The organism is Streptomyces sp. NPDC043996, assembly GCF_056435225.1.
Genome location: NZ_JBWKEY010000003.1, coordinates 169,762 through 194,640 on the forward strand (window position 1 = coordinate 169,762; position 24,879 = coordinate 194,640).

At 71.9% G+C, this 24,879-nt stretch carries 21 protein-coding genes; 9 read left to right on the forward strand and 12 right to left on the reverse strand.

All coding sequences use genetic code 11. The features are described from left to right. Positions 1-61 precede the first annotated feature (61 nt). The 5 genes from AC07A4_RS08210 to AC07A4_RS08230 all read left to right on the forward strand — a co-directional run bounded on the left by AC07A4_RS08210 (position 62) and on the right by AC07A4_RS08230 (position 6,822). Positions 62-1,678: an ABC transporter substrate-binding protein gene (locus tag AC07A4_RS08210; RefSeq protein WP_478595895.1), complete on the forward strand. Its 1,617-nt coding sequence runs from the start codon at positions 62-64 to the stop codon at positions 1,676-1,678. Between the two features lie 117 nt (positions 1,679-1,795). After that, positions 1,796-2,755: an ABC transporter permease gene (locus tag AC07A4_RS08215; RefSeq protein ID WP_478594690.1), complete on the forward strand. Its 960-nt coding sequence runs from the start codon at positions 1,796-1,798 to the stop codon at positions 2,753-2,755. Beyond that, on the forward strand, positions 2,755-4,791 hold the full coding sequence (locus AC07A4_RS08220) for a dipeptide/oligopeptide/nickel ABC transporter permease/ATP-binding protein (protein WP_478594693.1): 2,037 nt from the start codon (positions 2,755-2,757) through the stop codon (positions 4,789-4,791). Before AC07A4_RS08215 ends, AC07A4_RS08220 begins: the two co-directional genes overlap by 1 nt. After that, positions 4,778-5,887: an oligopeptide/dipeptide ABC transporter ATP-binding protein gene (locus AC07A4_RS08225; RefSeq protein ID WP_478594696.1), complete on the forward strand. Its 1,110-nt coding sequence runs from the start codon at positions 4,778-4,780 to the stop codon at positions 5,885-5,887. Before AC07A4_RS08220 ends, AC07A4_RS08225 begins: the two co-directional genes overlap by 14 nt. After that, positions 5,884-6,822, forward strand: a complete 939-nt coding sequence (locus AC07A4_RS08230; RefSeq protein WP_478594698.1) for a dihydrodipicolinate synthase family protein — start codon at positions 5,884-5,886, stop codon at positions 6,820-6,822. The genes AC07A4_RS08225 and AC07A4_RS08230 overlap by 4 nt, the downstream gene beginning before the upstream one ends. Before the next feature lie 347 nt (positions 6,823-7,169). Here AC07A4_RS08230 and AC07A4_RS08235 read toward each other — a convergent pair whose 3' ends face one another. The 5 genes from AC07A4_RS08235 to leuA all read right to left on the reverse strand — a co-directional run bounded on the left by AC07A4_RS08235 (position 7,170) and on the right by leuA (position 14,162). Next, complete coding sequence (locus AC07A4_RS08235; protein ID WP_478595897.1) at positions 7,170-7,790, reverse strand: response regulator; 621 nt, start codon at positions 7,788-7,790, stop codon at positions 7,170-7,172. A 62-nt stretch (positions 7,791-7,852) separates the two neighbouring features. Beyond that, positions 7,853-9,079, reverse strand: a complete 1,227-nt coding sequence (locus AC07A4_RS08240) for a sensor histidine kinase (RefSeq protein ID WP_478594700.1) — start codon at positions 9,077-9,079, stop codon at positions 7,853-7,855. A gap of 114 nt (positions 9,080-9,193) precedes the next feature. Continuing rightward, positions 9,194-11,290 carry an MMPL family transporter gene (locus AC07A4_RS08245; protein WP_478594702.1) on the reverse strand — a complete coding sequence of 699 codons (2,097 nt, stop codon included), beginning with the start codon at positions 11,288-11,290 and terminating at the stop codon, positions 9,194-9,196. Positions 11,291-11,495: 205 nt separating this feature from the next. Further along, positions 11,496-12,239 carry a TerB family tellurite resistance protein gene (locus AC07A4_RS08250; RefSeq protein WP_478594704.1) on the reverse strand — a complete coding sequence of 248 codons (744 nt, stop codon included), beginning with the start codon at positions 12,237-12,239 and terminating at the stop codon, positions 11,496-11,498. Positions 12,240-12,437: 198 nt separating this feature from the next. Further along, on the reverse strand, positions 12,438-14,162 hold the full coding sequence (gene leuA / locus AC07A4_RS08255) for a 2-isopropylmalate synthase (RefSeq protein ID WP_478595899.1): 1,725 nt from the start codon (positions 14,160-14,162) through the stop codon (positions 12,438-12,440). A 599-nt stretch (positions 14,163-14,761) separates the two neighbouring features. Here leuA and AC07A4_RS08260 point away from each other — a divergent pair. The 3 genes from AC07A4_RS08260 to AC07A4_RS08270 all read left to right on the forward strand — a co-directional run bounded on the left by AC07A4_RS08260 (position 14,762) and on the right by AC07A4_RS08270 (position 17,618). Further along, positions 14,762-15,847, forward strand: coding sequence for a M4 family metallopeptidase (locus AC07A4_RS08260; RefSeq protein WP_478594707.1), 1,086 nt, complete (start codon positions 14,762-14,764; stop codon positions 15,845-15,847). A 60-nt stretch (positions 15,848-15,907) separates the two neighbouring features. Beyond that, entirely contained in the window at positions 15,908-16,174 is a 267-nt protein-coding gene (locus AC07A4_RS08265) for a protealysin inhibitor emfourin (protein ID WP_478594710.1), read from the forward strand. A 94-nt stretch (positions 16,175-16,268) separates the two neighbouring features. After that, entirely contained in the window at positions 16,269-17,618 is a 1,350-nt protein-coding gene (locus AC07A4_RS08270) for a GH1 family beta-glucosidase (protein ID WP_478594712.1), read from the forward strand. On the opposite strand, the gene era is transcribed toward AC07A4_RS08270, so the two are convergent. The 3 genes from era to AC07A4_RS08285 form a co-directional block, all read right to left on the reverse strand. Then, positions 17,615-18,577 (reverse strand): GTPase Era, encoded by a 963-nt coding sequence (gene era / locus AC07A4_RS08275; RefSeq protein ID WP_478594714.1) that lies wholly within the window; start codon positions 18,575-18,577, stop codon positions 17,615-17,617. The genes AC07A4_RS08270 and era overlap by 4 nt on opposite strands. Positions 18,578-18,751: 174 nt before the next feature. Next, positions 18,752-19,102, reverse strand: coding sequence for a cytidine deaminase (locus tag AC07A4_RS08280; RefSeq protein ID WP_478594716.1), 351 nt, complete (start codon positions 19,100-19,102; stop codon positions 18,752-18,754). A 34-nt stretch (positions 19,103-19,136) separates the two neighbouring features. Next, positions 19,137-20,042: a helix-turn-helix transcriptional regulator gene (locus tag AC07A4_RS08285; protein ID WP_478594719.1), complete on the reverse strand. Its 906-nt coding sequence runs from the start codon at positions 20,040-20,042 to the stop codon at positions 19,137-19,139. A gap of 85 nt (positions 20,043-20,127) precedes the next feature. Between AC07A4_RS08285 and AC07A4_RS08290 the strand changes: the two genes are divergently transcribed. After that, a complete protein-coding gene (locus AC07A4_RS08290) occupies positions 20,128-21,579 on the forward strand; it encodes an MFS transporter (RefSeq protein WP_478594721.1) in 1,452 nt (483 codons plus the stop codon). Between the two features lie 34 nt (positions 21,580-21,613). On the opposite strand, the gene AC07A4_RS08295 is transcribed toward AC07A4_RS08290, so the two are convergent. Genes AC07A4_RS08295 through AC07A4_RS08310 form a run of 4 tightly spaced genes read right to left on the reverse strand, consistent with a single transcriptional unit; the run spans position 21,614 to position 24,851 of the window. Then, positions 21,614-21,970, reverse strand: coding sequence for an MmcQ/YjbR family DNA-binding protein (locus tag AC07A4_RS08295; RefSeq protein ID WP_478594724.1), 357 nt, complete (start codon positions 21,968-21,970; stop codon positions 21,614-21,616). Then, positions 21,967-23,283, reverse strand: coding sequence for a hemolysin family protein (locus AC07A4_RS08300; protein WP_478594727.1), 1,317 nt, complete (start codon positions 23,281-23,283; stop codon positions 21,967-21,969). The genes AC07A4_RS08295 and AC07A4_RS08300 overlap by 4 nt, the downstream gene beginning before the upstream one ends. A 4-nt stretch (positions 23,284-23,287) precedes the next feature. After that, complete coding sequence (ybeY, locus tag AC07A4_RS08305; protein ID WP_478594730.1) at positions 23,288-23,785, reverse strand: rRNA maturation RNase YbeY; 498 nt, start codon at positions 23,783-23,785, stop codon at positions 23,288-23,290. 13 nt (positions 23,786-23,798) lie between these two features. Beyond that, entirely contained in the window at positions 23,799-24,851 is a 1,053-nt protein-coding gene (locus AC07A4_RS08310; RefSeq protein ID WP_478594733.1) for a PhoH family protein, read from the reverse strand. Positions 24,852-24,879: the final 28 nt, after the last annotated feature.

The following is a 24,879-nucleotide window of genomic DNA, read 5'->3' on the forward strand; positions in this document are numbered from 1 at the left end:
GCGCAGGGCCCGTGACCCGCACCCTCCACACGACTCCTTCAGGGAGGCACCTGTGAGCGATCTGAACCCCGTGACACGTGACGGCGAAGGCCCCGGACGGCGGTCCGTCCTCAAGTACACCGGCGCCCTCGGCCTCACCACCGGCCTCGGGGCCGGGCTCGTGGGGTGCGGCGGGCCCGAGTCCACCAATGAGACCGGGGGCGGCTCGGGGACGCTCACGACGGTCATCGGATACGGCAACGACGGCAGTTGGGACCCCACCCAGACGGCGTCCGCGTTCGCCATGGCGGGTAACGAACACATCTACGAAGCGCTGCTCGGCACCGACCCGATCACCCGCGAGCCCTACCCCCAGCTCGCCACCGCCGTGCCCAGCGACCTCAAGGCGACGACGTGGAAGTTCGAGCTGCGCGCGGGCGCCAAGTGGCACGACGGCAAGCCCGTGACGGCCGACGACGTCGTCTTCGTCTTCGCGCGCATCCTCGACCCCGGCACGCAGACCCTCGCCAAGGGGTTCTTCGCCAGCTGGCTCAAGGAGGTCAGGAAGGTCGACGCGCGCAACGTCGAACTGGTGCTGAAGTTCCCCTTCCCCGACGGCGCGGCCCGGCTGACGCTCGCGAAGATCATGCCGAAGCACGTGTACTCCAAGGCGGGCGCCTGGGAGGACGCGACCAAGGGCAAGGCGGTGGGCTCGGGCCCGTACCGGCAGACCGCCCACCACCCGAAGTCCAACACGACCTTCGAGGCCTTCGACGACTACAACGGGCCCCGCAAGGCCGCCTTCAAGAAGATGAACTGGCTGACGATCGTGGACGCCGCCCCCCGCGTCGCCAAGATCTCCGGCGCCAGCGCCGACGCCCAGCTCGCCGACAACATCCCGTACGCCAACATCGAGCAGCTCAAGGGCGGCGGCATGACCGTCGAGGGCGGCGCCGGGATGAACAACCTGTTCCTGATGTTCAACACCGCCCACAAGCCGTTCGACGACGTGCGCGTGCGCCAGGCCCTGCACTACGCCATCGACCGGGCGAAAATGATCGAGGTCGCCCTGAAGGGACACGGCAAGGCCGCCACCTCGTTCCTCAACGAGGGCAACCCCAGCTACCGGCCCGCCAAGACCGTCTACGGATACGACCCCAAGAAGGCAAAGGCGCTCCTGAAGGAGGCCGGGGTCTCCGGTCTGAAGATCAACCTCATGGCCGTCAACGTCAGCTGGATCTCCGACTGCCTGCCCACCATCAAGGCCTCGTGGGACGCCATCGGCGTCAAGACCACCCTCGACCCGCAGGAGACCACGGCCGTCTTCACCAAGCTGGACCAGAAGAAGGACTACCAGGTCGTCGCGGCCGCCTCCAACCCCAACCAGTTCGGCATCGAGGCCGACCTGATCATGCACTACAACTACGGGCCCGAGAACATCTGGATGGGCTACGCCCGCTGGGCGAAGAACGCCCGCGCCAAGGAGCTGTTCCGGCGCATGGACAAGGCGACCCGCGAGTCCGACGCCACCCGCAAGAAGGCGATGGTCCAGGACTACATCGACCTCGTCGCCGAGGAGGCCGTGCTCTACCCCGTCGTCCACAACGAGCTGATGACGGCGTGGAACCCCAAGCGGCTCAGCGGCATAAGGCCCCAGCCCTACCCCGGCGTCAACCTCCTCCAGGCCCGGTGGGTCTGACAGGCCTCGTGGGTCTGACAGGCCCGGTGGGTCTGACAAGCCCGGTGGGTCTGACGGACGCCCGCCGCGAGCCGGCCTCAAGGGGCCGCACCACTCCGGAATGAGGAGCCGTACCACGTGACCGCGATCCTGCGCATCCTGCTCCGCCGCATCGCCCTGCTCGTCCCGCTGCTGCTGGGCATCGTCCTGTTCGTGTTCCTGGTCATGCGGTTCTCGGACGTCGACCCGGCGTCCGCGTTCTTCCAGGGCGCGAACCCGACCCCCGAGCAGCTGCACCAGTTCCGCGAGGACAACGGCCTGCTCGACCCGCTGCCCGTGCGGTACGCCGACTTCGTCGGTGATCTGGTCGGCGGCGACATGGGCGTCAGCGTCCTGACCCGCTCCCCCGTCATCGACCAGGTCACCACCGCCCTGCCGCTGACCATGCAGCTCACGTTCCTCGGCCTCGGCATCGCCGTCGTCGTGTCGCTGCTGCTCGGCGTGACCGCCGCGATCTACCGCGACCGCCTGCCCGACCAGATCATCCGCGTGGTGTCCCTGACCGGCGTGGCCGCGCCCGGCTTCTGGCTGGCCCTGCTGATGATCCAGTACCTGGCCGTCGACCTCGGCTGGTTCCCCACCGGCGGCTACATCAACCCCGCCGACTCCTTCACCGGCTGGCTCAAGACGATGACGCTGCCCGCGCTCGCGCTGTCCCTGCCGGTGGCCGCGCAGATGACCCGCATCATCCGCACCGCCGTCGTGGAGGAGCTCGACAAGGACTACGTACGCACCGCCATCGGCAGCGGCCTGCCGCCCGTCGTGGTCGTCGGCCGCAACGTCCTGCGCAACGCCCTGATCAACCCGCTGACCGTGCTCGGCCTGCGCGTCGGCTATCTCCTCGGCGGCGCCGTCGTCATCGAGACGATCTTCTCCCTGCCCGGCATGGGCAAGCTCATGATCGACGCCGTGAAGAACGGCGACCCCGCCGTCGTCCAGGGCGTCGTCATCACCACCGCCGTCGGCTTCGTCGTGGTCAACCTCGTCATCGACATCCTGTACCTGCTGGTCAACCCGCGTCTGAGGGGGACCTCCTGATGCTGTTCTCCTCACGCAAGGCGCTCACCGAGCGGCTCGCCCGGCCGGGGCTTCGGCTGCGCTCACTGCGCAGGCTGCCGGTCCTGTCCCGCGTCGCCGTCGCCGTGCTGGCCGTCGTCGTCCTCGTCGCCCTGTTCGCCCCGCTGCTCGCCCCGCACGACCCGCTCGACCAGCAGTCCCTCGTCGACGGCACCGGGCGGCCCTCCGCCGAGCACTGGATGGGCCAGGACAGCCTCGGCCGGGACATCCTCAGCCGGCTGATGTACGGGGCGCGCTGGTCGCTCGCCATCGGGCTGGGGGCGACGCTGCTCGCGCTCACCGTCGGGGCCGTGATCGGCGCGGTCGCCGCGACCTCGCGCAAGGCCACCGACGAGACGCTGATGCGGATCCTGGACGTCGTCATGGCGTTCCCCGGCATCGCGCTCGCCGCCGTCCTCGTCGCCGTCTTCGGCGGCAGCCTCACCGTCCTCATCTGCGCGATCGCGTTCCTGTTCACCCCGCCCATCGCCCGCGTCGTGCGCGCCAACGTCCTGGACCAGTACGGCGAGGACTACGTCACCGCCGAGCGCGTCGTCGGCGCCCGCACCCCGCACATCCTCATCAAGCACGTCGCCATCAACTGCGCCGCTCCCGTCCTGGTGTTCTGCACCGTGCAGGTCGCCGAGGCCGTCGTCTTCGAGGCGTCGCTGTCCTTCATCGGCGCGGGCGTCAGGCCGCCCGACCCGTCCTGGGGCAGCGTCATCGCCGACGGCAAGAACATGGTGCTCATCGGCGGCTGGTGGGCGACGGTCTTCCCCGGCCTCCTGATGCTCCTGACCGTCCTGTCCCTCAACGTCCTGTCCGAGGGCGTGTCCGACGCGTGGGCCGCGCCGTCGGGCCGCGCCGTCGACCTCGACCCGGCCCGCGCCGAGGACCGCGTCGAGGCCCCCGAGCCCGGCAGCGGCGAGGTCCTCGAACTGCCGGGCCTCGGCGAGGCCGCCGCCCGCCTGCGCGCCCGCGCCCGCCCGCTGCCCGAGGGCGAACCCATCCTCGACGTACGGGACCTGGCGATCGGCTTCGACGCCCGGCACGACGGCGTGGACATCGTCGACGGCATCAGCTTCCAGGTGCGGCCCGGCGAAGTCCTCGGCCTCGTCGGCGAGTCCGGCTGCGGCAAGTCCCTGACCGCGCTGACCGTCATGGGCCTGGAGCCCAAGGGCGCCCGGGTGCGCGGGCACGTCACGTTCGACGGCCGCGAGCTGACCGGCCTGCCCATGCGGGCCCGGCGCAAGCTCCTCGGCCACGACATGGCGATGATCTACCAGGACGCCCTGTCGTCCCTGAACCCCGCGATGACCGTACGCGCCCAGCTCAAGCAGGTCGTCCGGCGCGGCGGCCGCCGCACCCCCGCCGCACTCCTCTCCCTGGTCGGCCTCGACCCGGACCGCACCCTGCGCAGCTATCCGCACGAACTGTCCGGCGGCCAGCGCCAGCGCGTCCTCATCGCGATGGCCCTCTCCCGCGACCCGAAGCTGATCGTCGCCGACGAGCCCACCACCGCCCTGGACGTCACCGTGCAGGCCCAGGTCATCCAGCTCCTGCTGCGGCTGCGCGCGGAGCTCGGCTTCGCCCTGATCCTCGTCTCGCACGACCTGGCCCTCATCGCCGACGTCACCGACCGCGTCGCGGTGATGTACGGCGGCCAGATCGTCGAGACCGGCGTCACCGCCGATCTTGTGGAGGCCCCCACCCACCACTACACCCGGGGCCTGCTCGGCTCCGTGCTCTCCCTGGAGTCCGCCGCCGAACGCCTCACCCAGATCAAGGGCGTCGTGCCCTCGCCCGCCGACTTCCCCGCCGGGTGCCGCTTCGCCGACCGCTGCCCCCTGGCCGACGCCACCTGCCGCGACACGGCCCCGGACCTCGTCGGCGACGCGCTGCACCTGACCGCCTGCCACCACCCGGCCCTGGCCCCGCGCGAACGCGAGGTGACGGTCCGGCCGCCCGCCGCCATCGAGGACCCCCGGGAAGGCGAGACCGTCCATGACCGCAGCTGAGCCGCCGCCCGCCGGGCAGGCGCCGCCCGCCGATACCCCGCTGGTGACCCTGCGCGACGCCCACGTCGTCCACAAGGCCCGCACCGGCGGGGTGTTCACCCGCGACCGGGTGTACGCCCTGACCGCCGCCGACCTGACCATCGCGCCCGGTGAGACCGTCGGCGTCGTCGGGGAGTCCGGCTGCGGCAAGTCGACGCTCGCCAAGGTCCTCGTCGGCATCCAGCGCCCCACGGCGGGGACCGTCGCCTACCGGTGCCGGGACCTGTGGGAGATGAAGCCGCCGGAGCGCCGCGCCACCATCGGCAGCCACACCGCCATGATCTTCCAGGACCCGTCGACGGCCCTGAACCGGCGGCTGCCCGTCCGCCAGATCCTGCGCGACCCCCTGGACGTCCACCGGCGCGGCACCTCCGCCCAGCGCGACGCCCGGGTACGGGAGCTGATGAGCCTGGTCGGCCTGCCCACCGCGCTCGCGGACGGGCTGCCGGGGCAGCTGTCCGGCGGGCAGCGCCAGCGCGTCGCGATCGCGCGGGCCCTCGCGCTCGAACCCGAACTCGTCGTGGCCGACGAACCCACCAGCGCGCTCGACGTCTCCGTCCGCGCCCAGATCCTCAACCTCCTCCTGGACCTGAAGGAACGCCTGGGCCTGGCCCTGGTCTTCGTCTCCCACGACATCCAGACCGTGCGCCGGATGAGCGACCGCGTCATCACCATGTACCTGGGGCGCGTCGTGGAGGAGGCACCCGCCGCCGACATCCTCGACCAGGCCCGCCACCCCTACACCCGGGCCCTGTTCTCCGCCACGCCCGGCCTCCTCGACCCCATCGACCCCATCCCGCTCGTCGGCCCCGTCCCCTCGGCCACCCGGCCGCCGAGCGGCTGCCCCTTCCGGACGCGGTGCTGGAAGGCGGACGACGTGTGCGCGGACGCCATGCCGGACATGACAGACGCGGGGGCCGCGCACCGCTTCCGGTGCCACCACCCCGTACCGGCGGGCGAGACCACACGTGACCTCGTCGGCCAGTCGGCGCGGGCGACCGCGCCGGCGTCCACCGCGACGGCCGCCGCCACGGCCACGTCCAAGGAGGCTCCATGACGCTTCTCCCCACCCTGTTGACCGGTGTCGTACCGCCCGTCTGCACCCCTTTGACCCCGGACAACGAGGTGGACGTCGCCTCACTGGAGCGCCTCGTCGACCATCTGGTCGGCGCGGGCGTGGACGCGCTGTTCGTGCTCGGCTCGTCCTCGGAGGCGGCGTACCTGCCCGACGCTCACCGCAGGACCGTGGTGTCGACCGTCGTCCGCCACGTCGGCGGTCAGCTGCCCGTGCTCGCCGGGGCCATCGACATGGCCACGCTCCGCGTCCTCGACCACGTGCGGCACGCGGCCGCCGACGGGGCCGACGGGGTCGTCGTCACCGCCCCCTTCTACACCCGCACCCACCCCGCCGAGATCGCCCGCCACTACCGGCTCGTCGCCGAGCGCGGGGGCCTGCCCGTCATGGCGTACGACATCCCCGCGTCCGTGCACACCAAGCTCGACCCCGCACTCGTCCTGGACCTCGCCGCCGACGGCGTGATCACCGGCTTCAAGGACTCCAGCGGTGACGACGGGGCGCTGCGGCGGGTGGTCATCGGCGCGCGCGAGCGCGCCGACGGGCCCTCGCTCAGCGTGCTCACGGGGTCCGAGCTCACGGTCGACTCCGCCCTCGCGATGGGGGCGGACGGGGTCGTCCCCGGGCTCGGCAACGTCGACCCCGACGGGTACGTACGGCTCTACCGCGCCGCCCGCGCCGGGGACCTGGACCGGGCCCGGGCCGAGCAGGAGCGGCTGTGCGCGCTGTTCCGCATGACCGGGGTCGGTGATCCGGCGCGGATGGGGGCCAGTTCCGCCGGGCTCGGGGCGTACAAGGCCGCGCTGCACCTCCGGGGCGTCATCGCCTGCCCGGCGACGGCTGCCCCCCAGGTCCCCCTCTCCCGAGACGAAACGGAACGCGTCGCCAAACACCTGGCCACCGCCGGGCTCCTCTGACCGCGTGTCCTCAATCGCCGGACGGGCTATCTCCCACCCGCCCACCCTTACACCTGCGGCTGCCTCCGCACTCCCCGACCTAGCGGCTCTCGGGTGGGTGGGTGGGTGGGTGGGTGGGAAAAACAGCCGGAGCAGGCGACGATCCAGCCCGTCCGGCGTTTGAGGACAAGCGCGAAGCGCGGTGATTCAGCCCGTCCGGCGCTTGAGGACAAGCGCGAAGCGCGATGATTCAGCCCGTCCGGCGTTTGAGGACGAGGCGCGGAGCGCCGAAAGGCTTTGAGCGGGGGAACGGGGGCAGCCGCACCCGGAGTGGGAAGGGGCGGGTCTGGGGCGCCCCGCGAGGGCCGTCAGGAGCCCGGGGTCACCAGGCCCGACTCATAGGCCGCCATCACCAGCTGCGCCCGATCCCGCGCCCCCAACTTCCCCATGATCCGGCTGACATGCGTCTTGGCCGTGAGGGGAGAAAGCCCCAACTCCGCCGCCACCTCCGTGTTGTTCAGCCCCCGAGCCACCAACGCGAGCACCTCCCGCTCCCGCCCGGACAGCGGCAGCAGATCCCCACCGCCCCCGGCGACGGGCCCCCGCGGCCCCCGGGGCAGCCGCAGCACCCGCTCGATGAGCCGCGCGGTCGGCCCCGGCGACAGCAGGGACTCCCCGGCGGCCACCGTCCGTATCGCGTCCAGGAGTTCGGCGGGCCTGGTGTCCTTCACCAGGAAGCCCGACGCCCCCGCCCGCAGCGCGTCGACGACGTGCTCGTCGGTGTCGTACGTGGTGAGCATGAGCACCCGCACCCCGGCGAGGTCGCCGTCGGCGGCGATGAGCCGGGTGGCCTCGATGCCGTCGAGGTCGGGCATGCGGATGTCCATGACGACGAGGTCGGCCCGCTCGGAGCGGGCGAGGTCGACGGCCTCGCGCCCGGAGCACGCCTGCCCGACCACCTCCATGTCGGGCGCGGACTCGATGAGCATCGTGAACGCGGCCCGCACGAGGGCCTGGTCGTCGGCGAGCAGCACCCTGATCACGCCCCCGCTCACCGGCCGCCCCCGAGCGGAAGGGCCGCCGCCACCTCGAAGCCCTGGCCGGGCGTGCGCGGCCCCGCCTCCAGGGAGCCGCCCACGCTGCGGGCCCGCTCGCGCATCCCGAGGATGCCGAAGCCGCCGGGCTCGCCGGAGCCGGGGGCGGCCCCCGCCCCCGCGCCGTCGTCCGTCACGGTCACCTTCAAATCGCCGCTCTCCTCCCGTATGGCCACGGCCACGCTCAGGCCTGGGCCGCCGTGGCGCACGGCGTTGGTGAGCGCCTCCTGCACGATGCGGTAGGCCGCCGCGCCGACGGCGGGCGGCACCGTCACCTCCACCGCCGCGAGGTCCACCTTGGCACCGGAGGTGCGGGCGGCGTCGGCGAGGTCGGCGATGCCGTCGAGTCCGGGCAGCGGCCCGCGGGACTCGTCGGCGCCGCCCCCGGCCTCGGTGCCCGAGCGCAGCACTTCGAGGGTGGCGCGCAGTTCGCCGCGCGCGGTGCGGCAGGTCTCGGCGATGTCGTCGAGGGCGGCGGCGATGGCCGCCCGGTCCAGGCGTTCGGGGTCGGCGGCCAGGACGTGCGCGGCCACCGACGTCTGCACGCCGACGAGGGTGATGCTGTGCGCGAGCAGGTCGTGCAGGTCACGGGCGACCCGCAGGCGCTCCTCGGCGACGCGGCGGCGCGCCTCCTCCTCGCGCGTGCGCTCGGCCCGCTCGGCGCGTTCGACGACGGAGGCCACGTACTGCCGGTGGACGCTGACGTACGTACCGAAGATCAGTACGGCGACGATCCAGCCGGTGATCCGCACGATCTCGGAGGCCGGGTCGCCGCCGACGGTGACGTTGAGGATGAGGAAGAAGCCGATGACGTGCAGGCCGAGCAGCAGGGTGCGGCGGGGGCGCCCGGCGACGGCGACGGAGTACAGGGCGACCATGCCGACGTGGGTGGCGGCCGCGTGCGTGTAGTCCAGGGCGTGGTAGGGCCCGATGAGGGCCGTGGTGGCGAGCAGCGCCGTCATGGGCCTGCTGCGGCGCCAGACCAGCGGGATGTGGCCGCACAGCAGGAGCGTCCAGCCGAGCGCGTCCGGATCGCGGCCGTCCTTGATCAGGAAGGCGAGCAGCACGGCGAACGCGGCGAGCGCCGTCGCGAGGAGCGCGTCCTCGCGCAGGGCGCGCGGGGTCCCAGGCGCGGCGCCGGAGAACGGCCACCACGGGCGCGAGACGGAGGGCGGGTGGGACACGTCGTCGACTGCCCCTTCTCGTGCGGCTGCGGACATGCGTGGCCCTCATCTTCCCGTACGGCGGCGCCCCTCCGGCAAGGGAGGGGCGCCGCGCGCATGTGGTTCAGGTTCCGCTCAGGGTGAGCGGACCAGCTCCGGAGCGTGGCCTTCCGGGGCCTTGGGGTCCGGCCCCGCCTTCGACAGGGGTCCCGGCCACCACACCTTGCGGCCGAGGGCGAGGCTCGCGGACGTCACCAGGTACGTCCGTACCAGGAAGGTGTCCAGGAGCACGCCGACCGCGATGACGAAGCCGAGCTCGACGAGCTGGACCAGCGGCATGTTGGTCAGGACCGCGAAGGTGGCGGCGAGGACGAGCCCCGCGGAGGCGATCACTCCGCCGGTGGTGCGCAGCGCGGTGAGCGCCGCCGCGCCGGTCTCCGCCCCGGCCAGGCACTCCTCGCGCATGCGGTGCATGAGGAAGATGCCGTAGTCGACCCCTAGGGCGACGAGGAAGACGAAGGAGAGGAGGCCGAGGCCCGGGTCGGTGCCCTCGAAGCCGAAGACGGGGCCGAAGACGAGCCCTCCGATGCCGAGGGACGCGCCCCACACCGCGACGACCGCGAGGAGCAGCAGCAGCGGCGCGACCAGGCTGCGCAGCAGTGCGACGAGGATGAGGAACACGGCGGCGAGGACGATCGGCACGACGACCAGGCGGTCGCGCGCGTTGGTGTCCTTCAGGTCGATCTGCTCGGCGCTTGGGCCGCCGACGTAGGCGCCGTGCGGGTCGAGGGCGTCGCGCAGGGCCTCGATGGTCGCGGTCTCCGCGGACGTCTGCGGCGGGGCCTTGGCGACCACCGAGAGCTCCGTCCACTTCTCGCCGGAGCGGCCGCGCTCGGCGCTGTCGACGCCCGCCACGGCCTTGGCCCGGCTGAGGAGTTCGCCGGCCTTGGCGTTCGGCACGATGACGTTGATGGGCTGGGTGCCGCGCTCGGGGTAGGCCTTGGCGAGCGTCTCCATCGCGACGATGGACTCGGGCTCGCTGGTGAAGGAGTCCTCCTGCTTGAGGGTGCCCGGCAGGTTGAACGCGCCGAGGGCGAGCGCGCCGAGCAGCACGGCGCCGGAGGCGAGGACGACCACGGGCCTGCGTCCGGCGGAGTTGCCCATGGACGCGAACAGCGAGCGGCGTTTCTTGGGCTCGCTGCCGAAGGCGGGCACCAGCGGCCAGAACACGCGCCGGCCGAGGAGCACGAGCAGCGCGGGCAGCAGCGTCAGCATCGCGACCAGGGCGCACAGTACGCCGAGGGCGCCGAGGGGGCCCATGCCGCGGCTTGAGGTGAGGTCGGCGGCGAGCAGGCAGAACAGGCCCGCGGCGACGGTGCCGGAGGAGGCGAGCACGGCGGGTCCGCAGCCGCGCAGGGCGGTGACCATGGCGTCGTAGGGCCGCTCGACGCGGCGCAGTTCCTCGCGGTAGCGGGAGGCGATCAGGAGCGCGTAGTCGGTGCCCGCGCCGAAGACGAGGATCGTCATGATGCCGGAGCTCTGGCCGCTGACGGAGGTGCCGAAGCCCTGGTTGAGGCCGTAGGCGATGCCCATGGCGAGGAAGTCGGCGACACCGGCGACGACGAGCGGGACGAGCCACAGGAAGGGGCTGCGGTAGATGAGGATGAGCAGGATCGCGACGACGGCGACGGTCGTGTAGAGCAGCGGCCCGTCCAGGGACTCGTAGACCTCGCTGGCGTCGGTGCCGAGGGCGCCGGACCCGCCGACGTCGGCGGTGAGGCCGCCCCCGCCCTTCACGACGTCGCGGACGTCGTTGACGAAGGCGTCCCGCTTCTCCTCGTCCGTGCCGGGCGCGTTGCTGGCGACCGGGTACATCAGTGTCGTGCCGTCCTTCGACGCCACCCCCGTGGGCGCCGCGACGAGCTTCGACTGCCGTCCAATCTCCTTGACCTGACGGTCCGCCAGTTCCCGGTCGGCGGGCTTGAGGCCGCCGTCGCGGTGGTAGACGAGGACGAGCTCGGTGGTCTCGCCGCCGGGCAGCTCCTCCTGGATCTTGGCGACCTGCGTGGAGTCGGCGCTCGCGGGCAGGTAGTCCACGGCCCGGTCCTTCTGCACGTCGGCGAGCTTGCCCGCGAACGGGAACGCGATCGCCATGACGGCGATCCAGATGCCGAGCAGCACCCAGGGCACGCCGCGTGGTCGTCGGCGCTTGGTGGTTGTCGCGGCCCCCATGGGTGGGCCTCCCTCCGTGACGGTGTCTGTCGGCTTCCAGACTTCCGTCACGCGGGGGCCGATTCGTCGGACGCGGGGGCGAGTTGGGCCTTACGCCCGGGGGCGGCCCGGGGGGTGGATTACTCCCTGGGGAGTACGCGCGGGGAGTACGGGCCGGGAGTAGCGGCGGCCGTGCGGGGGCGGTGACCTTGCGGGGGGGGCAGGGTCAGGAGGGGGTGCGCTGGGCGGCGGCCATCAGCTGGGCCACGTCGTCCGTGTCGATGGTCAGGGCGCAGCCCGCGGTGGCGAGGACATCGCGTTCGGCGGGGGTGTAGGGGCCGTCGGCGAGGGCGATGCGGGCGCCCTTCAGGAGCAGGGCGGCGCGGCCCGCGGGCGCCAGGTGCGGGGCGAGGGGGCCGAGCGCCTCGTGGAGTTCGATGGCGAGTCCTGGCGCGCAGTCGGGGGCGCCGGGGCGGCCGGTGTCGGCGGCGAGCGCCTCGACCAGGGCGACCACCCGTTCCTCGGTGCAGTCGTCGAACCCGGCGTCGCGCAGGGTGGCGACGGCGGCGTCCAGGGTGGTGCGGGAGGCGGCGCCGCCGGTGGTGAGCACGGCGAGGACGACGGTGTGCACGGCGTCGCGGAGCATCGCGGCGAGGCGGACGGTGGTGGGGTGGTCGAGCGCGTCGAGCCCGAAGTGGTCCTGGCAGGCGGCGCATTCGACGACGGGGCCCGCCTGGCCGCGGGAGAGCAGCGGCACGCCGAGGAGGACGAAGCGGCGGCGTCCGGTGCGCCGCCGGTAGTTGCGGTCGCCGCCGCAGCCGGGGCAGAAGAACTCGCCGTCACAGACGGTGGTCCACACGGTGCGGGTGCCCGCGATGCGGTACAGGGGGCGAAGGCGTGCCAGGCGGCCGGGTGGCCGGTGCTGGTGGACGCGTGAGTTCCGGCCGTCTCGTTCCCGGTCTGGCAGCACCACGCACCTCCACGACTCCGCGGCCGCCCTGCCGCGTTGGCGTGATGTTAGCCACATCGATGATGCCACGTCAGTACCCCCGACCGGAGATGGCCGGTAGCTGGCGCAGTTTCCGCCCGCCGAAGCGGCCGTGGCCCCGCTCGCCGCGAGGGCGGGCGGGGCCACGAAAGCACCGGTCGAACTGGGGGCCGAACAGATTCAGCGGGCCGCGCGGTTGACGGCGGAGACCACGGCCTTCATGGACGCGCGTGTCGTATTCGCGTCGATGCCGACGCCCCACAGGACGCGGTCGCCGATGGCGCACTCGATGTACGAGGCGGCCTGCGCGGAGGCGCCCTCGCTCATCGTGTGCTCCTGGTAGTCGAGCAGGCGCACGTCGATGCCGACGACGGACTGCAGGGCGTTGAAGAACGCGGAGATCGGGCCGTTGCCGGAGCCGGTCAGGACGGTGTCGACGCCGTCGACGGTGGCCTCGGCGGTGAGGGTGTCCCTGCCGTCGACGTCCGTGATCGTCTGGCCGCTCCTGAGCTGGATGCGGCCCCAGGAACGGTCCGGGTCCGGCAGGTACTCGTCCTGGAAGACGCTCCAGATCGCGTCGGGCGAGACCTCGCCGCCCTCGGCGTCGGTTTTCGCCTGGATGATCTTCGAGAACTCGATCTGCATCCGGCGGGGCAGGTCCAGCTTGTGGTCGTTCTTCAGGACGTACGCGATGCCGCCCTTGCCGGACTGCGAGTTGACGCGGATCACGGCCTCGTACGAGCGGCCGACGTCCTTGGGGTCGATGGGCAGGTACGGCACGGCCCACTCGATGTCGTCGACCGTCTTGCCCGCGGCGGCCGCGCGGGCCTCCATGGAGTCGAAGCCCTTCTTGATCGCGTCCTGGTGGGAGCCGGAGAAGGCGGTGTAGACGAGGTCGCCCGCGTAGGGGTGGCGGGGGTGGACCTCCATCTGCGTGCAGTACTCGTACACCCGGCGGATCTCGTCGATGTCCGAGAAGTCGATCTGCGGGTCGATGCCCTGGCTGAACAGGTTCATGCCCAGGGCCACCAGGTCCACGTTGCCGGTGCGCTCGCCCTGGCCGAACAGGCAGCCCTCGACGCGGTCGCCGCCCGCCATCACGGCGAGCTCGGCGGCGGCGATGGCGGTGCCGCGGTCGTTGTGCGGGTGGATGGACAGGCATACGTACTGGCGCCGGGACAGGTTCCGGCTCATCCACTCGAAGCGGTCCGCGTGGGTGGAGGGCGTCGAGCGCTCCACGGTGGCGGGCAGGTTCAGGATGATCTCGCGGTCGGCGTCGGGCTGCCAGACGTCCATGACGCCCTCGCAGACCTCCAGGGCGAAGTCCAGCTCGGTGTCGGTGAAGATCTCCGGGCTGTACTGGTACCCGAAGACCGTCTCCGGGCCGAGCAGCTTCTCGCCGTACTCCATGACCAGGCGCGTGCCGTCGACGGCGATCTGCTTGACCTGCTCGCGCGAGCCGCGGAAGACGACCTCGCGCCACACCGGCGCGGTCGCGTTGTACAGGTGGACGGTGGCGCGCTTGGCGCCCCGCAGCGACTCGACGGTCCGCTCGATCAGCTCCTCGCGGGCCTGGGTGAGCACGGAGATCGTCACGTCGTCGGGGATCGCGCCCTCGTCCTCGATGATCGACCGTACGAACTCGAAGTCGGTCTGCCCGGACGACGGGAAGCCGACCTCGATCTCCTTGTAGCCCATCTTGACCAGCAGGTCGAACATCGCGCGCTTGCGGATCGGGGACATCGGGTCGATCAGCGCCTGGTTGCCGTCGCGCAGGTCCGTGGAGAGCCACCGGGGCGCCACGGTGATGCGCTGCTCGGGCCAGCGGCGGTCGGCCAGGTCCACCTGCTCGTACTGGCCGTACTTGTGGATCGGCATCGCGGAGGGACGTTGGAAGTTCGGCATGGTGTGTGCGGGCTCCTCGGTGAGTCCTTCAGGACGGCCGACGGTCTTGCTCAGCACCGAACTCCGCGGGGAGGGGGTCGGCCTCGACTACAGGCCCTCGCCGCGGCGGCTAAGGAGAAGCAGCCCGTAACGCATGATGCTCCGCAGCCTAACCGAGCCACGGCGCATACGGGGCCCCGTATCACCATGCGGAACCCCACACCGGCTTTCCCCCGCCCACCCGCCCTCCCCATCGCGCTGACGCGCTCGTCCTCAAACGCCGGACGGGCTTTTTTCCCCACCCGCCCGCCCTTACAGCCCCAGCTGCCTCCGCACTCCCCGACCTAGCGGCTCGCGGCTGGGTGGGTGGGAAAAACACCCGGAGCAGGCGACGATCCAGCCCGTCCGGCGTTTGAGGACGAGGCGCGGAGCGCCGAAAGGCTTTGAGCGGGGGGACGGGGGCGGCCAGCACCCGGAGCGGGAAGGGGCGGGCCTGGGGCGCACCCGCGAGGGCCCGGCGGTAGCAGGCGTCGCAGGCACCCAGCCCCCGTATCCCGGTATTTCACTAATCATGGTGGCAGGTAGTGACAGCGGCATGACCCAGTGCCACATTGCCACGCATGACCGCCAACCCAACGGAGAACCCCACAGGGTTCGAGCCCGTTTTCTGCACCATCGTGCCGCCGTTCGTCCTGGACACCCTCGCCCAGAGCCAGGACCCCGCCCTCGCGGGCCCCGCCCGCCGCACGCTCCAGCGGGACGCCTTCGAGCGCACCCAGCGCCGCCTGACCACGGTGATCGGCGCACCGTCGGTCACCGCGCCGAAGGGCGCCGTGGAGGGCAAGCCGCACCGCACCATCCACGACGCCAAGCACCGCACGGACCTGCCGGGGCGCAAGGTGCGCGGCGAGGGCGACAAGGCCGGCAAGGACGCCACCGTCAACCGGGCGTACGACGGCCTCGGCGCGACCTTCGAGGTGTTCTCCAAGCACTTCGCGCGCGACTCCATCGACGGCGGCGGCCTGCCGCTGAACGCGACCGTCCACTACGGCGAGGACTACGGGAACGCCTTCTGGAACGGCGAGCAGATGGTGTTCGGCGACGGGGACAGGGAGATCTTCCTCGACTTCACCATCCCCGTGGACGTCATCGGCCACGAGCTGACCCACGGCGTCGTGCAGTACACCGCGAACCTCACCTACTTCGGCCAGCCCGGCGCCCTGAATGAGTCGATGGCGGACGTCTTCGGCTCGCTGATCAAGCAGTACACGCTCGGCCAGACCGCCGACCAGGCCGACTGGCTGATCGGCGCGGGCCTGCTCGCCGAGCGCGTCACCGGCACGGCCCTGCGCTCCATGAAGGCCCCCGGCACCGCGTACGACGACGACGTGCTCGGCAAGGACCCGCAGCCCGCGACCATGGACGACTACGTCCGCACCGGCCGCGACAACGGCGGCGTGCACATCAACTCGGGCATCCCGAACCACGCCTTCTACCTGCTGGCCACGGAGCTCGGCGGGCACGCCTGGGAGCGGGCAGGGCAGATCTGGTACGCCGTCCTGAGCGGCGGCGAGCTGGCCCAGGACGCCAGCTTCACGGACTTCGCGAAGCTGACGGTCGCGGCGGCCCGCGCCAAGTACGGCGACGGCGAGGAGCTCAAGGCCGTGCTGAACGCCTGGTCGCAGGTCAAGGTGGTCGCCACCTGATCCGGCCGGTACCGGCGGCCCCGTCTGGCGGGCCGCCGGTGCCTGGAGTAGACAGGACCCATGCGTATCCAGGTGAAGCGCACCGGAGGTTTCGGCGGCATCGAACGGCACGCGGCGCTGGACACGGCCGCGCGCCCGGACGCGGCGGAGTGGCACGCCCTGGCCGAGCGGGCCATGGCCGAAGGGCGGGGCACACCGCCGATCGGCGTGCCCGACGGCTTCAGCTACCAGATCACCGTCGACGGGCGCACCGTGTACTGCGCGGACCCGCGCCTGACCGACGACCAGCGGCAGCTGATCACACGGGTGCTCAAGGAGGGCGCGTAGCGAGAGCGCGCCAAGAGCGTTCCGTAACGGCCTTAACGACCTTTATCCGCACGGGCGTTGACTTCCGCGTCCGGCGGTGCGGAAGATCCGGCCCATGGCAGCGAGCCCTCTTCCCCCGTTCCCCCGCGGCTTCCTGTGGGGCGTGTCCACATCGGCGCACCAGATCGAGGGCGCCGCACAGGAGCGCGGCCCCTCGGTGTGGGACGCGTTCACGTCCCTGCCGGGGAACGTGAAGGACGGCACGACGGCCGCCGTCGCCTGCGACCACGTGCGCCGCTACCGCGAGGACGTGGCCCTGATCCGCGAGCTCGGCGTGGACGCCTACCGCTTCTCGGTGTCCTGGCCGCGGGTGCTGCCCACGGGCTCGGGCGCCGTCAGCGAGAAGGGCCTGGACTTCTACGACCGGCTCGTGGACGAGCTGTGCGCGGCGGACGTACGGCCCGTGCCGACGCTGTTCCACTGGGACACCCCGCTGGCCGTCGAGGAGGCGGGCGGCTGGCTGGAGCGCGCGACGGCCGAGCGGTTCGCGGCGTACGCGGCCGTGGTCGCGGACCGCATCGGGGACCGCGTAGCGAAGTGGATCACCCTGAACGAGCCCGCCGAGCACACCCTGCTCGGCCACGCGGTCGGGCGGCACGCACCGGGCAAGCACCTCCTGTTCGACGCGCTGCCGGTGGCCCACCACCAGCTCCTCGGCCACGGCCTGGCCCTCGCCGCCCTGCGCGCGGCGGGCGCCCGCGACGTCGGCATCGCCAACTCGCACGGCCCGACCTGGCCCGCCTCCGACGCCGACGACGACCGCGAGGCCGCCGACTTCTACGACGTCCTGCTCAACCGGCTCTTCTCCGACCCGCTGCTCCTCGGCCGCTACCCCGAGGTCGTCATGGAGCTGCTCGCGGCCGACGTCCCCGACCTGGCGGCGGACCTGAAGGTGATCTCCGAGCCGCTCGACTGGTACGGGATCAACTTCTACCAGCCGACCAAGGTGGGCGCCCCCACCGCGCAGCCCACCGAGTTCGCCGGGGTGACCCTGCCGCCCCAGCTGCCCTTCGCGCCCCAGGAGATCACCGGCCGCCCGGTGACGGACTTCGGCTGGCCCGTGGTCCCCGAGGCGCTGACGGAGCTGCTCCTGACCTTCCGCGAGCGGTACGGGGACCGGGTTCCGCCGCTGGTCATCACGGAGAACGGGTGCAGTTACGAGGGCCTCGACGACCAGGAGCGGATCGCGTTCCTCGACGGGCACCTGCGGGCGCTGCACCGGGCCATGGCGGGCGGCGTCGACGTGCGGGGCTACTTCGTGTGGTCGCTGCTGGACAACTTCGAGTGGGCGGAGGGCTACCGGCAGCGGTTCGGGCTCGTGCACGTGGACTTCGCCACCCAGCGGCGCACGCCGAAGGCGTCGTACCGGTGGCTGCGCGAGGTGCTGCGCCAGCAGGCCCGCTAGAAGCCGAGCTTGCGCAGCTGCTTGGGGTCCCGCTGCCAGTCCTTGGCGACCTTCACGTGCAGGTCGAGGAAGACGGGCGTGCCGAGGAGCGCCTCGATCTGCTTGCGCGACTTGATCCCCACGTCCTTGAGCCGCTTGCCCTTGGGGCCGATGATGATGCCCTTCTGGCTGGGCCGCTCGATGTAGACGAAGGCGTGGATGTCGAGGAGCGGCTTGTCCGCGGGCCGGTCCTCGCGGGGCAGCATCTCCTCCACCACCACGGCGATGGAGTGCGGCAGCTCGTCCCGTACGCCTTCGAGCGCGGCCTCGCGGATCAGCTCCGCGACCATGACCTGCTCGGGCTCGTCGGTGAGGTCGCCCTCCGGATACAGCGTGGGCCCCTCCGGCAGGAGCGGCACCAGGAGGTCCGCGAGCAGGCCGACCTGCTGCTCGCCGACCGCCGAGACCGGCACGATCTCCGCCCACTCGAAGCCGAGCTCCTTGGCGAGCTGGTCGACGGCGATGAGCTGCTCGGCGAGGGCCTTGCTGTCGACGAGGTCGGTCTTGGTGACGATCGCGACCTTCGGCGTCTTCTTGATCGACGACAGCTCCTTGGCGATGAACCGGTCGCCGGGGCCGAGCTTCTGGTCCGCGGGCAGACAGAAGCCGATCACGTCGACCTCGGCCCAGGTGGCGCGCACGACGTCGTTGAGCCGCTCGCCGAGCAGCGTGCGCGGCTTGTGCAGCCCCGGGGTGTCCACGAGGATCAGCTGGGCGTCCGGCCGGTGCACGATGCCGCGCACGGTGTGCCGGGTGGTCTGCGGCCGGTTCGAGGTGATGGCCACCTTCTTGCCGACCAGAGCGTTCGTCAGGGTGGACTTGCCCGCGTTGGGGCGGCCGACGAAGCAGGCGAAACCGGCTCGGTGGGCGGCCTGCTCGGACGACTGGGGTGACTGGGTACGCACGCTCATACCGCCCATTGTCCCTGATCTTTTCTGACGGGGGCGCCTAGGCCCGGTCTCCCGGGTGCGGAGGATCCAGCCCGTCCGGCGTTTGAGGACGAGGCGCGCCAGCGCCGAAAGGCTTTGCGCGGGGGAACGGGGGCAGCCGCACCCGGATCGGGAAGGGGCGGGCCTGGGGCGCCCCGCGAGGGCTCAGGCCGTCTCGGCCGCCCGCACCGCCCCGTCCGGCCCCGCCAGGAACACCGGCGTCCCGGCCCCGCCAAGGTCCCGCACGGCGTCGAGATCGGCCCCCGCGAGGACCTCCGCCCCGGACACCACGGCGGCCGCCTCCAGGGACTCCGCCCCGGACGCCACGGCCATGGCGACCGCCGTCCGCAGCGCGGAGAGCTCCAGGGAGGCGAGAGCCACCGTCCCCGCCACATACGTACGCCCCGTCTCGTCCCGTACCGCGGCCCCCTCGGGAACCCCGTTGCGGGCCCGCGCGGAACGGGCGAGGGTGACGATCTTCTGGTCCTCGGGGCCGAGGTCGGCGCGCTCAGTCATGGCACGAGCATAAGGACCCGGGCCCGCGCGGAACTCACCCGGCCACCTGGTACATCGCCCCGCGCCGCGCGAGCGGGGAGGCCAGCCACTCCAGCTTGGCCGCCGTGTCGGCCAGCGGCAGCGGCGTGTGCAGGACGATCGTCAGGTCCGGCCGCGCGGGCACCTTCAGGGCGGTCGACTCCACGTGCAGGATGCCCGCGAGGGGATGGTCGATCTCCTTGTGGACCTGGCCCGCGGGCCGGATGTCCTGGCGCTCCCAGAGCTCCGTGAACTCCTCGCCCGTGGCGTGCAGCTGGGCGAGGAGCTCCTGGAAGCCCTCGTCGTCGGGGTGCTCGGAGCAGGCGGCGCGGACCTGGGCCACGAGCGTCTCGGCGTTCTCCGCCCAGCTCACGCTGCGCGAGCGGTACATGGGGTCCGTGAAGAAGTCGAGAACGCAGTTCTGCGTGGTCTCGGGGCGCATGCCGAGGACCATGGCGGCGGCGTCGTTGTAGATGACGCAGTTGTAGTAGCGGTCCATGATGTGCGCCGGATACGGCATCCAGGTGTCGATGAGCCGCCGCAGGCCCTCGCACATGTCCTCGTACTCCTTCTCGACCTGCGGCACCGGCGGGTTGAGGCCCGCGAGCACGTACAGGTGGCGGCGCTCGGTGCCGGACAGCTTCAGGACCCGCGCCACGGCGTCCAGGACCTGCGGCGACACGGAGATGTCCCGGCCCTGCTCCAGCCACTGGTACCAGGACGCGCCGACGCCCGCGAGCACGGCGACCTCCTCGCGCCTGAGGCCCGGCGTGCGCCGCCGCCCGCCCTCGGGAAGACCGGCCTCCGCCGGGCTCACCCGGGCGCGTCTGCTCATCAGGAAGTCGCGCAGCTCCGTCCGGCGCCGTGCCTTCGCCCCGTCGGCCCGTTCCCCGGCCTGCATGGCCACCGCTCCCCCTGTCATCCGCCCGCCGTACTGCCTGGTGGTCGTACCACCAGCATAAGTTCCCGCTCCCCACGGCTATTCCGGCGGCCACAAGCTCGTGACCATGGCGACAGACACCACCGCTCCCTCCCCGACCACGACGGGCTCCCCCGCCCCGCTCGACTCCCCCGCCCCGCTCGACCGCGCCGCCACCGCCGTGGCGCCGCGGCTCTCCTCCCGCGACAAGCTCATCCTGTTCGTGCTGTGCGCGGCGCAGTTCATGGTGGCGCTCGACTTCTCCGTCCTGAACGTGGCGCTGCCCGTGCTCGGCGCGGACCTCGGCATGAGCCACACGGCGCTCCAGTGGGCCGTGACCGCGTTCGCGCTGCCGTCCGGCGGCTTCCTGCTGCTCTTCGGCCGCGTCGGCGACCTGTTCGGGCGGCGCAGGCTGTTCCTCGGCGGGCTCGCGCTCTTCGGCGCGGCCTCGCTGCTCGCCACGCTCGCCTGGGACCCGGCGTCGTTCCTCGCGGGGCGCGCGCTCCAGGGCGTGGGCGCCGCCGCGATCGTGCCGACCGGCATGTCGCTGCTGACCACGACGTTCCCCGAGGGCCCGCAGCGCGATCGCGCGCTCGGCATCTCCGGCACCCTGCTGTCGCTCGGCTTCACCGTCGGCATGGTCCTCGGCGGCGTCCTCACCGACACCCTGGGCTGGCGCTCCACGATGGGCCTGCTCACCCTCTTCGCCCTGATCGTGCTGCCGCTGGCGCCCCGGCTCCTTCCCGAGTCCCGCACCCCGGAGCGCCCGCGCCTTGACGTGCCCGGCGCGGTGACCGTCACCGGCGGCCTGTTCTCCCTGATCTACGCCCTGTCCACGGCCGCCGAGCGCGGCTTCGGCGGCGCCGACGTGCTGGTCACGCTGGTCGCGGGCATCGCCCTCCTGGTGGCGTTCGGCTATGTCGAGGCGCGGGCCGAGGCGCCGCTGGTCTCCCTGCCGATGCTGCGGCGGCGCACGGTGGCGTGGGGCAACCTCGGCGGGCTCGTCACGTTCTCGATGATGTCGGTGGTCATCTTCGTCCTGACCCTCTACTTCCAGGCCGTCCTCGACCTGTCCGCGTTCCAGACCGGCCTGGTCTTCGGTGTGCAGGGCGTGGTGTCGGTGTTCGCGGGCATGGCCGCACCGAAGGTCATCGGCCGCTTCGGGCCGCACCGCACCCTCGTCGGCTCGCTAGTCGGCCAGGGCGCGTTCGTGGCGACGCTCGTCGCCGTCAGCGAGGGCGCCTGGTCGGTGTGGCTCGCGACGGCCGCCGTGTCCGTGGGCAGCATGTTCCACCTCGGCGCGATCGTCTCGTACGGCGTGACCGTCACCTCCGGCGTCCCCAACGAGGAGCAGGGCCTGGCCACCGGCCTGGTCACCTCGACCCAACAGGTGGGCCTCACCGTCGGCATCCCGCTGCTCGGCGTCCTCGCCACCACCACGGACGACGTCCTCGCGGGCACCCGGACCGTCCTCGCCCTGGACGCGGCGATCGTCCTCGTGGCGGCCGCCCTGGTGGCCATCGGCCTGCGCCGCCGCTGAGGGCCCCGCCGGGCGCCCCGCCGGGCACGGCGGGTCAGGGCCGGTCGAGCCGCAGCCGCTCGGCGCGCGGCAGACCCGCCACCACCAGGTCGTACGAGTCCTCGACGAGCTCCCGGACCAGCTGGTCCGGGAGCTCTCCGTCGATCGTCACGGTGTTCCAGTGGCGCTTGTTCATGTGCCAGCCCGGGATGATCTCCGGGTACTGGGCGCGCAGCTGGAGGGCGATCTCCGGGTCGCACTTCAGGTTCACCGTCAGCGGCCTGCCGTCCAGCGCGCTCAGCGCGAACAGCTTGCCCGCGACCTTGAACACCGACGTCTCGGGGCCGAACGGAAAGTCCTCGACGACGTCGTTGAAGGACAGGCAGAACGTGCGCAGCTCCCGCGGAGTCATCCCGCGGCCTCCTCCCCGGAACCGGCGCCCGCGCCCTTGGGCGCGCCGACCGGCTCCACGAGCACGGTCACGATCTTGTTGCGCCGCCCGGCGGCGGCCTCCGCGGTCAGCCTGAGCTCCCGCTCGTCGGGCAGCGTGACCACGGCCTCGGCGCCCGCGATGGGCACCCGGCCGAGCTGCTTGGCGAGCAGTCCGCCGACGGTCTCCACGTCCTCGTCGTCGTAGGCCTCCAGGCCGTACAGCTCGCCGAGGTCGCCGATGTCCAGGCGGGCGGTGACGCGGTAGGTGCCGCCGCCGAGGTCCTCGACGGGCGGCAGCTCACGGTCGTACTCGTCGGTGATCTCGCCGACGATCTCCTCCAGGATGTCCTCGATGGTGACGATCCCGGCGGTGCCGCCGTACTCGTCGATGACGACGGCGACGTGGTTGCGCTCGCGCTGCATCTCGCGCAGCAGGTCGCCCGCGTTCTTCGTGTCCGGTACGAACGTCGCGGGCCGCATGGCCGTGGACACCAGGTCGTTCTCGGCGTCGCGGTTGATGTGCGTCTTGCGGACCAGGTCCTTCAGATACACCACGCCGACGACGTCGTCCTCGCTCTCGCCCGTCACCGGGATGCGCGAGAAGCCGGACCGCAGCGCGAGGGTCAGGGCCTGGCGGACGGTCTTGTAGCGCTCGATGGAGACGAGGTCGGTGCGCGGGACCATGACCTCGCGTACGAGCGTGTCGCCGAGCTCGAAGACGGAGTGCACCATGCGGCGCTCGTCGTCCTCGATCAGGGACTCCTTCTCGGCGAGGTCGACCATCGCGCGCAGCTCGGCCTCGGAGGCGAACGGGCCGCGCCTGAAGCCCTTGCCGGGCGTGAGCGCGTTGCCGATGAGGATGAGCAGCGGCGGGATCGGGCCCATGATGCGGGCCAGCGGAAGCAGCACGTACGCCGCGGCCGTGGCCGTGTTCAGGGGGTGCTGGCGGCCGATGGTGCGCGGGGAGACGCCCACGGCGACATAGCTGACGAGCACCATCACGCCGATGGCGACCGCGAGGGCCTCCCAGGTGGTGTCGATGGCCTGGAGGCAGGCGTACGTCACCAGGGCGGCGGCGGCCATCTCGCAGGCGACGCGCACCAGGAGCGCCACGTTCAGATAGCGGGTCGGGTCGGCGGCGACCTGTGCGAGCCGGGCGCTGCCGCGCCGCCCGGAGCGCACGGCCTCCTCGGCGCGGAAGCTGGAGACGCGGGCGATGCCCGCCTCGGCGCAGGCGGCCAGCCAGGCCACCACGATCAGCGCGACGGCCCCGGCGATGAGCTGGACGGACATGGGACTACGAGACGGTGGGGGCCGGGGAGGGGCCGGTGTGGCCCCGCTCGTCGCGCCAGCCGTCGACGATCGCGGCCTGCAGGCCGAACATCTCGGCCTTCTCGTCGGGCTCCTCGTGGTCGTAGCCGAGCAGGTGCAGCACGCCGTGGACGGTCAGGAGCTGGAGCTCCTCGTCCATGGAGTGCTGCGTGGGCGCCTCCTGGCCCTGCTTGAGGGCCACCTCGGGGCAGAGCACGATGTCGCCGAGGAGCCCCTGCGGGGGCTCTTCGTCGTCCTTCATGGGCGGGCGCAGCTCGTCCATCGGGAAGGACATCACGTCCGTGGGCCCGGGCAGGTCCATCCACTGGATGTGCAGCTGCTCCATGGCGTCGGCGTCCACCACGATCACGGAGAGCTCGGAGAGCGGGTGGATCCGCATCCGCGCGAGTGCGTAGCGGGCGATGTCGAGGATCGCCTGCTCGTCGACCTCGGTGCCGGATTCGTTGTTGACGTCGATCGCCATGGCGCTGGTTCTTCTACTTCCCTCTGGACCGGCTCTTGTGGGAGCCGTTCTCCGTACCGTTCTCGCTGTCGTACTTCTCGTACGCGTCGACGATACGGCCGACGAGCTTGTGACGGACGACGTCGTGGGACGTGAGCCGCGAGAAGTGCACGTCCTCGACGCCGTCCAGGATGTCCTGGACCTGGCGCAGACCCGACTTCGTGCCGTTGGGCAGGTCGACCTGGGTGACATCGCCCGTGATCACGATCTTCGACTCGAAGCCGAGCCGGGTGAGGAACATCTTCATCTGCTCGGGGCTGGTGTTCTGCGCCTCGTCCAGGATGATGAACGCGTCATTCAACGTGCGACCACGCATATACGCCAGCGGCGCCACCTCGATCGTGCCCGCCGCCATCAGGCGGGGGATGGAGTCCGGGTCGAGCATGTCGTGCAGGGCGTCGTACAGCGGGCGCAGATACGGGTCGATCTTCTCGTAGAGCGTGCCCGGCAGGAAGCCGAGGCGCTCGCCCGCCTCGACGGCGGGGCGGGTCAGGATGATGCGGTTGACCTGCTTGGACTGGAGGGCCTGGACGGCCTTGGCCATGGCGAGATAGGTCTTGCCCGTACCGGCGGGGCCGATGCCGAAGACGATCGTGTGCTTGTCGATCGCGTCGACGTACCGCTTCTGGTTGAGGGTCTTGGGGCGGATGGTGCGCCCGCGCGAGGAGAGGATGTTCTGGGTGAGCACCTCGGCCGGGGTCTCGTCGGGACCGTCCCCGTTCTCGCCCGCTCTGAGCATGGCGATCGAGCGTTCCACTGCGTCCTCCGTCATCGGCTGTCCGGTGCGGAGCACCAGCATCATCTCGTCGAAAAGGCGCTGTACGAGGGCGACTTCACGCGGATCCCCCACGGCGCTGATCTCATTGCCCCGGACATGGATGTCGGCCGCCGGGAAGGCCTGCTCGATCACGCGCAGCAGTGCGTCTCCGGAGCCAAGGACGGTCACCATCGGGTGCTTGGCCGGGACCGTGAAGTGGGCTCGCGCCTGTGCCTGCGCAGGGGTGTGAGCTGTCGGTGTCTGAGTCATGGGCCGGCGCTTAAGGCCTGCACGTCCT